This is a genomic window from Pedobacter sp. KBS0701, assembly GCF_005938645.2.
GTDB lineage: Bacteria > Bacteroidota > Bacteroidia > Sphingobacteriales > Sphingobacteriaceae > Pedobacter.
This window is the reverse complement of sequence record NZ_CP042171.1, coordinates 3,832,445-3,844,865: the sequence shown is the minus strand read 5'-3', so window position 1 is coordinate 3,844,865 and position 12,421 is coordinate 3,832,445. Positions and strand designations below refer to the sequence as shown.

The window sequence follows — 12,421 nt, the reverse complement described above, 5'->3', positions numbered from 1 at the left end:
GAGGGAATAAAGGCGTAAGGCAGAAGGTTAATAATCGCTGGCCACTTATCGCTCTACGCAATGCAAATGACGTTTTTATACCGTTTTTGGTTTTATTTCAGAAAAATGGGATATAAATGCATAAATTTAATTTTACTCTACTAACTTAGTAGCACAATACCATCTAGAATATATATGACTTACCCGATAATAGAAGAGGACGGATTTAAATACATTGAAGCTGGAACAGGCGAGACACTGGTATTGCTACATGGCCTGATGGGCGAACTAAGCAATTGGGAACTGGTTATCGAACAGTTTAAAGATCGCTATCGTGTAATTATTCCAATTTTACCAATTTACGATCTGCCAATTTTAACATTGGGCGTAAAAGCATTGTCGAGATATCTTCATCGCTTTTTAAAATATAAAAATTTAAACCAGGTAGTGCTTGTGGGTAATTCGCTTGGTGGCCATGTAGGTTTAGTATTTACCGTTGCTCATCAGGAATTTGTTAAAGCGCTGGTACTTACAGGTAGTTCTGGTTTATATGAAAATGCTTTTGGAGGATCTTTCCCACGTAGAGAGAGCTACGATTATATTAAGGAAAAAGTTGAATTTACTTTTTACGATCCGGCAACGGCAACCAAAGAACTGGTAGATGATGTTTTTAAAACAGTTAACGACAGATCAAGGGTTATTCGTATTTTAACCATGGCAAAATCGGCAATACGCCACAATATGGCTAAAGAACTTTCGAAAATTACCATACCGGTTTCTTTAATCTGGGGCAAAAATGATAAGGTTACTCCGCCGGAAGTGGCAGAAGAATTCCACCAGTTATTGCCGAACTCAGAATTAAATTGGGTTGATAAGTGTGGGCATGCGCCTATGATGGAACACCCACAGATATTTAATGCATTTTTAGAGAAATTTTTAGATAGAATATTGTTAAAATAAATGTTTGCTGCAGAAATCATATCAGATGCAATTCCGTCACTAAGAACTGATGACACGGTGCAGAAAGCTTTAGATCGTATGAACGACTTTAAACTGAAGCATTTACCGGTTGTTAACGAGGTAACTTTATTGGGTTTGGTTTCTGAAGATGATTTATTAAATATTGACAATCACGATACACTTTTAAGCGATAGTGCTGTAAACACCCTTAATGTTTTCGTGTTGAATAATGCACATACCTATGATGTAATCAGGTTATTCAGCCAGTTAAAATTAACAGTTGTTCCGGTTTTAGATCAGCAGAAAAATTATGCTGGTTTAATTCCAATCAATAGTATGGTAAATGCTATTGCCGAACAGTATGCGGTAAATGAACCTGGTGGCATTATAGTTTTGGAGATTAGTAACCGTGATAATTCTCTGGCACATATTGCGCAGATTGTTGAAGCTGATAATGCTCAGGTACTCTCTTCTTATGTGAATTCTTTCGAAGACTCTACACGTCTGGAAGTAACGCTCAAAGTAAATAAAACAGAAATTACTTCATTGGTAGCCTCTTTCGAAAGGTATGATTACTTGGTGAAAGAAGTATATAATAATACCCAGATTGATGATGGGTCGCAGGAGCGTTACGATTCTTTCATGAATTATTTAAATGTATAAACCTACTTTATGAGGATTGCAATTTACGGGAGAGATTTTAATGATACGGTATTGCCCTATGTTCAGGAGGTTTTCGATCATTTGGCCGAGCAAAGTATCCAGCCCGTTTTATATTCTAAATTTAAAACATCTCTTCACGGCAAAATTAAACTGCCTTCAAATACAATCATTTTTCACAACCATGCCGAACTTAAAGACCATGCTGATGTACTGTTGAGTTTGGGGGGTGATGGAACTTTACTGGATACCTTATCGTTGATCCGCAATTCTGGCATACCCGTAATCGGGATCAATTTTGGCCGTTTAGGGTTTCTGGCCAGTATCAATAAAAATGAAATCGGACAGGCATTAAAGGCTTTAAGCAATGGAGAATATACATTAGATTCCCGTTCGCTGTTAACTTTAGAATCGGATAACCATTTGTTTGGCGAAGAAAACTTTGCATTAAACGATATCACCATTCACCGTCGCGATAATTCGGCCATGATGATTATCCACGCCTCTATGAACGGAGAGTTTATCAACTCCTACTGGGCAGATGGATTGATTATTGCCACCCCGACAGGATCTACAGCTTATTCATTGAGTTGCGGAGGGCCGATTATCTATCCCGACTCGAAAAATTTTGTAATTACGCCCATTGCACCACATAATTTAAATGTTAGGCCAGTAGTGGTTCCTGATGGCAATACCCTCTCTTTTGAGGTAGAAGCCAGGGAATCAAAATTCCTCGTTTCCTGCGATAGCCGCACGGTAACAGTAGAGCGTTCGGTTAAAATCAGCATAAAAAAGGCAGATTTTTGCATAAATCTGATCCGCCTTAATAATGAAACCTACTTGAATACGTTAAGGAATAAATTATTATGGGGCATTGATACCCGTAACTACTAAGCATGACGCCAGGCAAACAGCTATTAATTATCTTCTTTCTCATCTTTAGTGGGCAGTTTGTTCGTGCGCAGCGTGCAGTGATAGGTGAACCCTCCTGGGAACTTGGTGTAATGGCTGGCGGTGCCGGTTATATGGGTGATCTTAATCAGAATAATCCATTGTATATCAGTGGTTTGTCTGGTGGAATTTATGCAAAGCGCAACTTTAACCAGTACCTGGGGGTCCGTTTAAATTATACTTATGGGCAGGTAAAAGCGGATGATTCCTATTCCGGCAATGAGCAGTTACGGGAAAGAAATCTGCGTTTTAAAACATCACTGAGTGAATTCAGCGCGCTGGTGGATTTTAATTTTTTTAATTTTAACCTTGGCGGCGGAACGCGGCAATTTACGCCATACCTGTTTACGGGAGTGGGGTTACTTGTATTTAAACCAACTGTAAAAGTAAATGGCGAGCGTTATCGGTTAGATCGCCTGGCCACCGAAGGACAGGAAAATGGATATAAAAATGCCGTTTTAACCATTCCTTATGGCCTGGGCTTAAGGTATAATTACAGAGATACCTGGAGCATTTTTACCGAACTGGGCTATAGAACACCTTCTACCGATTATATTGATGATGTAAGCGGCCGTTATCCGGTTAACCAGGTAATTGTTGGAGATGGCCAGAATCAGGTTAATTTATCCGATCCTTCACGCTATAAAATTGGACAGCCGGGAACCCAAAGAGGCGATTTTCGAAAAAGGGACACTTATCTATTTGTTAGTGTTGGCATATCTTTTACCTTTGTATCCTCAAAATGCTATTCCTTTTAAGCTGATTTTGACATAATTAATGGGATTTAAAGAACAAATAGACTATAGCCGCCTGCCAAAGCACATTGCCGTAATCATGGATGGTAATGGAAGATGGGCAAAAGGCCAGGGCAAAGTGCGGGTTTTTGGACATGAACAAGGTGTAATTTCTGTAAAAGACATTGTTGAAGGTTGTGTTGAAGTAGGTATTGAGTACCTCACTTTATATGCTTTTTCTACCGAAAACTGGAACAGACCCAAAGAAGAGGTAGATGCTTTGATGCAGATTCTGATTTCTACCATCAACAAAGAAACCGAAACACTTAATAAAAAAAATATTAAGCTGAATGCCATTGGCAATATTGCGTCCTTACCTCAGGAGTGTATTGATGATTTAAAAGAAGCCATGGAAAAAACAGCCCATAACGAAAAATGTACTTTAACACTGGCATTAAGTTATAGTGCGAAATGGGAAATTTTGGAAGCCGCTAAAAAAATTGCATCAGCGGTAAAAGATAATACCATTTCTTTGGATGATATTAACGAAGACCTGTTTTCGTCGAAACTAACAACCGTAAATATACCAGATCCTGAACTTATGATCAGGACCAGTGGCGAACACCGTATCAGCAATTATCTGCTTTGGCAAATGGCTTATACCGAGTTTTATTTTACTGATGTTTTATGGCCGGATTTCAGAAGTGAAGATCTTTTCGAGGCCATTGTAGACTATCAAAAACGCGAACGCCGTTTTGGTAAAATTAGCGAGCAATTAAACTAATTTTTCTTTTAACACTTTTTAACAAGCGTTTAAGCTAACTTAGCACCACTTTTATACGATAAATGAAACCATAATAAGGGAACAACATAAAGTAATTTTGCTTTATAAAATATCGTTACCTTTTGGCCATTACTGAACAAATAATTTTAATGAAAAGAATATTTCAAGTTTTAATCCTACTAGTTTTAGCCGCTCCGGCCTTCGCTCAAGTACGTCCACAAGGTCAGGCTCCGGTAACCCCTTCTTTAAAGGTTGGTGGCTTAGATCTCGATTATTTTAGTCCAAAAGAATATATTATTGGAGGTACAACAGTAACCGGAACCCAATATTTAGATAAAGAAGTATTAATCACCTTGTCTAAATTAACTAAAGGCGATAAAATCGTTCTTCCAGGGGAAGCAACTTCTGATGCAATTAAAACGTTGTGGGCACAGGGCTTGTTTGATGATGTTAAACTTAACATCGAAAAATTTGTTCAGGATTCTGTTTATTTTGAAATTGAAGTAGTAGAACGTCCGCGTTTAAGTTCTATAGATTTAAAAGGTATCCGTAAATCTGAAAAAACTGCCATTCAGGAAAAGTTAAATGATAAAACGGGTAAAATCGTAAACGATAACTTATACAATACCACATCTGCCATTGTTAAGAAATACTTATTGGATAAAGGCTTTTTCTTTACCAAGATCGATTACAAAACGCGTAAAGATCCGAATGCAGAAAATAGTGTGGTATTAGAAGCTTATATTGATAAAGGTCACCGTGTTAAAGTGCAACATATCGATTTTACAGGGAATAAAGATTTCAAATCAGCAAAACTTAGAAAATTCCTTAAAAGCCCTAAACAATTTGCGTGGTGGCGTTTTTGGGGTTCCGGAAAATTCGCAAAAGAGAAATACGAAGAGAATAAGGTTAAAATGATTGCTAAAATGCACGAGAAAGGTTATCGTGATGCGGAATTATTAAAAGATACCATTTACCAGTATAACAATAAAAAAGTTAATATTAGAATGGACCTTTACGAAGGTAAAAAGTATTATTTCGGTAATATTACCTGGGCAGGTAATGCCATTTATCCGGATAGTATTCTGAAAAAAGTATTAACCATTGAAAAAGGTGATGTTTTCAGCGAAGAAAAATTAAATAAAAAATTAAATGGTGGTGGCGAAAACGGTGGCGACATTAACAGCATGTACACCGATAATGGATATTTAACTTTTAATATTGATCCGGTACAGACCAAAATTTATGGCGATACTGTTGATGTGGAATTACGCATGTACGAAGGACCACAATATACCAACAACCGCATTACTATAAAAGGTAATACCATTACAAATGATAAGGTTGTTTTACGTGAGATCCGTACCAAACCAGGACAGAAATTTAACAAAAGTGATTTAATCCGTACCATTCGTGAAATTGGTCAATTGGGTAACTTTGACGAGTCTAAAACTGTACCTACACCTCGGCCTAACCCTGCAGACGGTACTGTAGATATTGAATATGCAGTAGAAGAGAAACCTTCAGATCAGATTGAACTATCAGGTGGTTTTGGTGGTGGCCGTATCATTGGTACATTAGGTCTAACTTTCAATAACTTTTCGTTACGTAACTTATTTAATTTAAAGGCTTATAAACCATTGCCAAAAGGTGACGGACAGAAATTAAGCTTACGTGGGCAAACCAACGGTAAATATTATCAATCGTATAGCTTCTCATTCTCACAACCTTGGTTTGGTGGCGAGAAACCGGTAAGCTTCGGAGTGAGTGCATTTACCTCATTACAATCGAACGGTTTAAGCAATGGAGATGCTTTATTTCAAAAAATCCGTTTAAATGGGGTAACCGTTAGTTTAGGTAGAAGATTAAACTGGCCAGATAACTATTTCCAGTTAACCCACGCGGTGAGTTTACAACAGTATATCTTAAATAACTATACAGGGTATTTATTTAGTTCAGGTACATCTTATAACTTAAGTTTATCACAAGAAATCAGCCGCGATTCAAGAGATTCGCCAATCTTCCCTAAATCAGGATCATTCATCCGTTTCACTGTTCAGGCAACGCCACCATACTCACTGTTCAACAAAGTGAATTATGCAACGGCATCTGATAAAGAAAAATACCGTTTTACCGAATACCATAAATGGAAGTTCGATTCGCAGTGGTACCAACGTGTTGCAGGTAACTTAGTAGTTAAAGCGCAGGCACAATTTGGTTTCTTAGGGCAGTATAGCCAGGCAGTAGGTCAATCCGCATTTGAGCGTTTCAAACTGGGTGGTGATGGTATGCAGGGATTCGATTTCTTACAGGGATCTGAGCTAATCGCAATGCGTGGTTATGCAAACAATACCGTTATCCCAAATGGTTCTGATCCAAGAATTGCTCAACAATCTGGTAGCCCTATTTATACAAAATATGTACTTGAGGCGCGTTATCCGGTTATTGCAAGTCAGCAAGCTACAGCCTTTGTCTTAGCCTTCGCAGAGGCCGGTAACACCTGGAACAGGTTTGGTGATTTTAATCCGTTCAACGTGAGAAGATCAGTTGGTGTAGGCGCACGTATCTTCCTACCTATATTTGGTTTATTGGGTATCGATTACGGACATGCATTTGACAGGATTCCTGGAGTAGCAGATGGCGGTAAGCAAAACTTTACTTTTAGTATCGCACAACAATTAGGTGGATTTTAATTGATAAAGAATAAAAATTTAACTAATTATGCAATAAATCATTGCAATAGGAGTTTAAAGAAAGCTTAGGTTATTAACTATATCATTAACACACACACAAATGAAGAAGTATCTTTTTATCGCATTCCTGCTTTGCATCTCTATTGGTGCTTTTGCACAGAAGTTTGCTTATGTAGACACGGAGTATATTTTGAAACATTTACCAGAATATAAATCGGCACTCAGTCAGTTAGATGTAGCGTCTAAACAATGGCAGCAACAGGTTGATCAGAATTTTTCTGAAATTGACAGGATGTACAAGGCTTATCAGGCCGATCAGGTTTTATTAACTGATGATATGCGCAAACGACGTGAAAACGAGATTATAGAAAAAGAAAAACAAGCTAAAGAATTTCAACGTTCTAAGTTTGGACCGGATGGAGATCTTTTTCAAAGCAGGATAAAATTAATTAAGCCTATTCAGGATAAAGTAGCTGAGGCTATTAAACAGATTGCAAAATCAAAATATTTAGACTTCATTTTTGACAAAAGCAGTGAAGCAACAATGATGATTTATGCAAGTAGCAGTTACGATGTTAGTAATGATGTAATTGTAAAATTAGGATATAAACCAGGGACTGTAAATAATTAGTATATTCGCCCTGATTTTTGAAGGAAAACAATTAGAAAAAAATAAAAAAGTAAAATAAAACGATGAGAAAGTTAATTAACGTATTCTTTGTAGCAGCAGGGTTATTGTTTACAGCGAATATGGCAAGTGCACAACAAAAATTGGGTCACATTAATTCAGAGGAGGTTTTTGCAAATTTACCTGAAGCTAAAACAGCTCAAACTACTTTAGAAACCTTAGGTAAACAGAAGCAAGCCGATATTGATGCAATGATCAAAGAATATCAAAGCAAAATGGCTGCTGCAGAAGCGAAACAAAAAACTTTAAGTGAGGCTAACAAAGAAACAGTGGGTAAAGAATTACAGGCTGCAGGTCAGGAATTACAGGATTTAGAAAAAAGAATTACTGATGCACGTACTAAAGCATCACAAGATATAGGCACTAAACAAGGTGAATTATTCCAACCAATCCAGGCTAAAGTAGCAACAGCCATTTCTGCTGTAGCTAAAGAAAAAGGTTTAGCTTATGTTTTCGATATCGCAAACGGACAAGGTGGTAACAATTTAGTATTCTGGGATGGTGGTGATGATATTACTGCTGCAGTTAAATCTAAATTAGGTATTACAGCAACCGCTGCAAAACCAGCTGCACCTAAGAAATAGTCATGAGTCGTGAGTTCGGAGTCGAGAGTCTCCTGACCAGTTCAAGATATATGGCGGAATTAAGTTTAACTTAGTTCCGCTTTTTTGTTTTTAGGATTTATCTAAACTGTCGTCATCTCGATCCGATAGCTATCGTACGAAGCGCAGTGAAATGGAGAGATCTATATTCGATAGACTTCGCTGAGCATTCGGGTTCTCGACTGCGTTACCGATGTAAAATCGGTACAGGTAGCACTCCGCCTGAAATGACGATTTTCTTGTTGGACGTTTTGTTCAGAAATGCTAAGCATTTTAATTTTACAACATGCGAACTATCACTAAAACATTCCAATTTTCAACTAACTTTACAACGGTTTCAATATTTAACTTTCCAACATAATGCAGGTTTCGCCGATAGGTATTTTCGATTCAGGTTACGGTGGATTAACGGTATTCCGTTCCATTGCCGATAAATTGCCCGATTATAATTATATATACCTGGGCGATAATGCCCGTTCGCCCTACGGCGATCATTCTTTCGATACCATTTATAAATATACTTTAGAATGCGTAGAATGGCTTTTTGCAAAAGGATGCCATTTGGTTATTCTGGCCTGTAATACGGCATCGGCAAAAGCACTCAGAACCATTCAGCAGATAGATCTTCCTGCTAAATATCCAGATAGGCGGGTGCTTGGGGTAATAAGGCCCACTGCAGAGGTAATTAATGATTATACGAGTACCAAATCGGTAGGGGTAATGGGTACAAGAGGTACGGTTAATTCTCAATCCTATCTTTTAGAGATCAGTAAATTTTTTCCAGAGGTTAAGGTTTATCAGCAAAGTTGCCCCATGTGGGTTCCGCTGATCGAAAACAACGAACACTTAGCGCCCGGAGCAGATTTTTTTATCCATGAATATTGTGATCAGTTATTGAGCCAATCGACAGCTATCGATTGTATATTATTGGCCTGTACGCATTACCCTTTATTAATGCCTAAACTGAAGAAAGTATTTCCGGATCATATCAATATTTTAACGCAGGGTGAGATTGTAGCTGAACGTTTGCTCGATTATTTAGAAAGACATCCGGAGATTGAAGAAAAACTGGCTAAGCAAAAAGAAAGACATTTTTATACCAGTGGCGATCCTGCTGTATTTGATGCACATGCTTCTATATTTTTCGGCGAAGCGCTGAAGTCTGGTAAGATGTGATGGATATGAATTGTTGAATGGCCAGATTGTTTGATTGCTGACAGCCAATCGCCGGCTAAAACCGGTTAACAGTTAACTGCAGATTACTAACAGGTAACCGATGTCTGGTTAGTACTTTTCGCTAAGATGAAATGTTAACAAATTGTGGATGTTCTGTGGCAAATCTATGCTCCTTTTTAAGCAGTTAGGAACGTGTTTAAACTATTCTTCAACAAGGGCTCTTCGTACCTGCTGGCGGTCAGCATCGGCCCTGGCTTACCTAAGAAAGTCCCAAAGCAGAGCCTGGCTTTACCTTTTAGGTAACCAAAAGGTAAAGAATAGGTAACCAAAGGGTTAACCTGGGGTTAACTTGGTGTAGAGAAAGGGTAAACAAAAGGTAAAGAAAGGGTAAGCAATTTTTTGTTGTCTTATACTGAATCTAGTTTAATTGCTTCCAAACTCCCAATTCAACACTCCAAACTAATTACTGTGGCAATTGCGCTACCCTGGTCAGCACTGTAGGCGAAGATAATGCTTCTAAAAAGGCAACAACTGCATCTTTTTCTGCTATACTCAATTTTAATCCCTTTAATAACTTATCGTTTTTAGGTAGTAAAGGATCATTTACCTGTTCCGGTTTCACACGCTGTACCGGCATGCCCACATTGTACATGTTCATCACGCCATCCATATCAGGGAATAAACCATTATGAAACCAGGGAGCCGTTTTCATCACGTTTCTCAGTCCGGGAGTTTTGAACTTGCCCACGTCTTCTGGTTTCTTGGTTACATTGTATAACCCTAGGTCTTCATATTTACGGCCATAATAGGTTAGACCATCATTATGAAATTCGTTATCAGTAAAAAATGGTCCGTTATGACAATTGATACAGCGGGCTTTTGTGCGGAATAAGTGTAAGCCCATTAATTGTTGATCTGTTAAGGCTTTTTTATCTTTCGCCAGGAAACGGTCGAAAGGGGTTCTTCTGCTTACAATGCTGCGCTGAAAAGTAGCCAGACTTTCGAAAATTCTTTTATTGGTAATTTCTTTTGAACCAAATGCAGCCGTGAAAAAAGGTTGATAACCTTTAATTTTACTAAGCTTTTTGGGTAAAACTTTCATGTCCTGGTGCATCTCATTATGTGCCGCTACAGGACTGCCGGCCTGCTCTTCTAAACTGTTTGCCCTGCCATCCCAAAACAGGCGTTTGTAAAACCAGACATTCTCCAGTGAAGGTGCATTTCTGATATTGGTCAAATGATCATGACCGATTGAAACCTGACGGCCATCTGTCCAGTGTAAATCTGGTGCATGGCAGCTCGAACACGAAATCTGGTTCGAACCCGACAAACGCGGATCAAAAAACAAAATTTTACCCAGCTCCACTACATTTTTTACCGAGTCGTTTTTTAAATCAACAGGAGAGGGTGGAAGTTCGCCCAATTCCTGAAAAACGGCATCTTTATCAACCGTAGGTTTTGGCCATTGATCGGTAGGTTTTGAATAAACTTTGCGCAGGCTATCTATGCTCAGTTCATCGTCGTCATTAAAGTCGGCTGATTGAAAAGAAAATAAGATGAGTCCGGTAAGGGCTAAAGCAAGAAGGGCAAAAATTTTATTCATGGGTTAAAAATACAGGTTTAGGCTAATATTAGAAGAAAAACGGTCTTTACCGGGGGTTGTGACAATTGTTCTATTTAAGCTTTTTTGGTTAAGCTTTTGTGTATAAAAGGCATTTATTTTAATGCTCGACAGCATCATTTTAAATAGTGGAAATCCGTATTCTGCTGTTACTCCGCCTCCTGCAGCAGAAGAAGTATTAAACAGATAGTCGTGATAGATCACATATCTCGTAAAATAAGCTTCATTGGCAGGCGCCACTGTAAAATGATCGCTCAGTGAAAACTGATGATGTGCAGAAAAACCAATGCCGATATAACCGTTGTTTTCTTTGATCCACCTTTTACTTGAACCTACCATCAGCATTAAGTGGTTAAAATAAACATCATTTGCCCTAATGCCATCAATCCTCTCTTCGTCAAAATAATTGGCTTTTATAAAATGGTTATATATACTTTTAGCAGATTGGGTAGTTAGAAATACTTTTGCCCCTAAGCTACTGGATAAATACTTGTAGTTGTTGGCACCAAAATCAATGTTATAATCAGCACCATCAACTGATTGATATTGTGCCTGCGTGCCAATGGTACCATGTGAAAGTTTTTTATTCCAAAGCAGGTTAACGTCAGTTCTTTTGAGTTTATATTTTGAATAATCAGTAAAACCAGAACCATTAGCAAAAAAATAACGCTGATTTTCTTCAATATAATTTCCAAACAAATAAAAACTGCCAAAGTTGCCGGCATTTATGTCAAAATATATATCCAAACCATTGCGTTGTTGATCGTCATTATATCTTCTGTCGTTTAGTATTGGTTTCGTTTCTCCATAGCCATTTACCAGATGGTTATAATACATTGGAAAGCTTGAGCTTTCATAGTACCGGGGATTTTTGTATCCAATGGTTATTTTTTCCTGACCATAACCTTTTCGATAACCGAATCCCAATCTAACAAATGGCGATAATTTGTAGCCTAAAGCTGCATTCAAATTGAACTGGTATTCGCCTATTGATCCCCTCGGATCATTTGTTGAGAAATGATCTCCTACTTTATAATCAGTTCCAATACTCAGACTTAATTTTTCATTAAGGAAATTCTTATTGGCCATAGCCTGAAAACTGTAAACACTTCTTTCATAATGAACATAAGCTGGAGAACCAAAATAATATGGAGAAGAAGTATTGTTTCTGGTTTGATGTGAAAAACGTGTACTATCCTCAAAGGTTTTAGCATAAGAGAAACTCCCAAATAATTTAATACTGCCGAGTTTAACCGTACCTTCTGTTGATAATTTACCCGCATTAATTTTTGTGGCTCCTTGTGAAGGAATATAGGTGCCTTTATCAAAATTGTAGGTAAGGCTGATTTTGCTAAACCTTTCGGGCATCATCGTACTGAGGTAATAACTGCTCAATTTAGCAAATTTGAGCAGTTCCTGGCTAGCCGAATCTGCATAAAACTGATTGGTAGCCAATGCCTGCTGAAACTCTTTGTCAGTAACTGTTTTTTGAGCCAGGGCAGATGATGGGAGCACTAGCAAAAACAAATATTTTAGAATTTTTCTATTCATAGAAGGTTTAAAAAGCCGGTCG

The 12,421-nt window shown here is 38.0% G+C and carries 11 protein-coding genes; 9 read left to right on the top strand and 2 right to left on the bottom strand.

Annotated elements, in window-relative coordinates:
• The first annotated feature begins 174 nt into the window (after window positions 1–174).
• The 9 genes from FFJ24_RS15465 to murI all read left to right on the top strand — a co-directional run bounded on the left by FFJ24_RS15465 (window position 175) and on the right by murI (window position 9,227).
• Window positions 175–939, top strand: coding sequence for an alpha/beta fold hydrolase (locus tag FFJ24_RS15465; RefSeq protein WP_138818069.1), 765 nt, complete (start codon window positions 175–177; stop codon window positions 937–939).
• A complete protein-coding gene (locus FFJ24_RS15460; protein WP_138818068.1) occupies window positions 940–1,602 on the top strand; it encodes a CBS domain-containing protein in 663 nt (220 codons plus the stop codon).
• A 9-nt stretch (window positions 1,603–1,611) separates the two neighbouring features.
• Window positions 1,612–2,493, top strand: a complete 882-nt coding sequence (locus FFJ24_RS15455; protein WP_138818067.1) for an NAD kinase — start codon at window positions 1,612–1,614, stop codon at window positions 2,491–2,493.
• Between the two features lie 2 nt (window positions 2,494–2,495).
• Entirely contained in the window at window positions 2,496–3,308 is an 813-nt protein-coding gene (locus FFJ24_RS15450) for a DUF6089 family protein (RefSeq protein WP_138818066.1), read from the top strand.
• A 19-nt stretch (window positions 3,309–3,327) separates the two neighbouring features.
• Window positions 3,328–4,068 carry an isoprenyl transferase gene (locus FFJ24_RS15445; RefSeq protein ID WP_138818065.1) on the top strand — a complete coding sequence of 247 codons (741 nt, stop codon included), beginning with the start codon at window positions 3,328–3,330 and terminating at the stop codon, window positions 4,066–4,068.
• 149 nt (window positions 4,069–4,217) lie between these two features.
• Window positions 4,218–6,761 (top strand): outer membrane protein assembly factor BamA, encoded by a 2,544-nt coding sequence (gene bamA, locus FFJ24_RS15440; protein WP_138818064.1) that lies wholly within the window; start codon window positions 4,218–4,220, stop codon window positions 6,759–6,761.
• A gap of 100 nt (window positions 6,762–6,861) precedes the next feature.
• Complete coding sequence (locus FFJ24_RS15435) at window positions 6,862–7,392, top strand: OmpH family outer membrane protein (protein ID WP_138818063.1); 531 nt, start codon at window positions 6,862–6,864, stop codon at window positions 7,390–7,392.
• A 62-nt stretch (window positions 7,393–7,454) separates the two neighbouring features.
• Entirely contained in the window at window positions 7,455–8,033 is a 579-nt protein-coding gene (locus FFJ24_RS15430) for an OmpH family outer membrane protein (protein ID WP_138818062.1), read from the top strand.
• Window positions 8,034–8,411: 378 nt separating this feature from the next.
• On the top strand, window positions 8,412–9,227 hold the full coding sequence (gene murI / locus FFJ24_RS15425) for a glutamate racemase (RefSeq protein ID WP_138818061.1): 816 nt from the start codon (window positions 8,412–8,414) through the stop codon (window positions 9,225–9,227).
• Between the two features lie 463 nt (window positions 9,228–9,690).
• On the opposite strand, the gene FFJ24_RS15420 is transcribed toward murI, so the two are convergent.
• Together FFJ24_RS15420 and FFJ24_RS15415 are read right to left on the bottom strand one after the other, a co-directional pair.
• On the bottom strand, window positions 9,691–10,830 hold the full coding sequence (locus FFJ24_RS15420; protein WP_138818060.1) for a cytochrome-c peroxidase: 1,140 nt from the start codon (window positions 10,828–10,830) through the stop codon (window positions 9,691–9,693).
• A 3-nt stretch (window positions 10,831–10,833) separates the two neighbouring features.
• Window positions 10,834–12,399 (bottom strand): DUF6850 family outer membrane beta-barrel protein, encoded by a 1,566-nt coding sequence (locus FFJ24_RS15415; protein WP_138818059.1) that lies wholly within the window; start codon window positions 12,397–12,399, stop codon window positions 10,834–10,836.
• Window positions 12,400–12,421 lie beyond the last annotated feature (22 nt).

Excerpts from the sequence above, each read along its gene's own strand:
- bamA (WP_138818064.1), top strand. The coding sequence starts at position 4,218 with ATGAAAAGAATATTTCAAGTTTTAATCCTACTAGTTTTAGCCGCTCCG.
- FFJ24_RS15445 (WP_138818065.1), top strand. The coding sequence starts at position 3,328 with ATGGGATTTAAAGAACAAATAGACTATAGCCGCCTGCCAAAGCACATT.
- FFJ24_RS15450 (WP_138818066.1), top strand. The coding sequence starts at position 2,496 with ATGACGCCAGGCAAACAGCTATTAATTATCTTCTTTCTCATCTTTAGT.
- murI (WP_138818061.1), top strand. The coding sequence starts at position 8,412 with ATGCAGGTTTCGCCGATAGGTATTTTCGATTCAGGTTACGGTGGATTA.
- FFJ24_RS15435 (WP_138818063.1), top strand. The coding sequence starts at position 6,862 with ATGAAGAAGTATCTTTTTATCGCATTCCTGCTTTGCATCTCTATTGGT.
- FFJ24_RS15420 (WP_138818060.1), bottom strand. The coding sequence starts at position 10,830 with ATGAATAAAATTTTTGCCCTTCTTGCTTTAGCCCTTACCGGACTCATC.
- FFJ24_RS15415 (WP_138818059.1), bottom strand. The coding sequence starts at position 12,399 with ATGAATAGAAAAATTCTAAAATATTTGTTTTTGCTAGTGCTCCCATCA.
- FFJ24_RS15455 (WP_138818067.1), top strand. The coding sequence starts at position 1,612 with ATGAGGATTGCAATTTACGGGAGAGATTTTAATGATACGGTATTGCCC.
- FFJ24_RS15460 (WP_138818068.1), top strand. The coding sequence starts at position 940 with ATGTTTGCTGCAGAAATCATATCAGATGCAATTCCGTCACTAAGAACT.
- FFJ24_RS15465 (WP_138818069.1), top strand. The coding sequence starts at position 175 with ATGACTTACCCGATAATAGAAGAGGACGGATTTAAATACATTGAAGCT.
- FFJ24_RS15430 (WP_138818062.1), top strand. The coding sequence starts at position 7,455 with ATGAGAAAGTTAATTAACGTATTCTTTGTAGCAGCAGGGTTATTGTTT.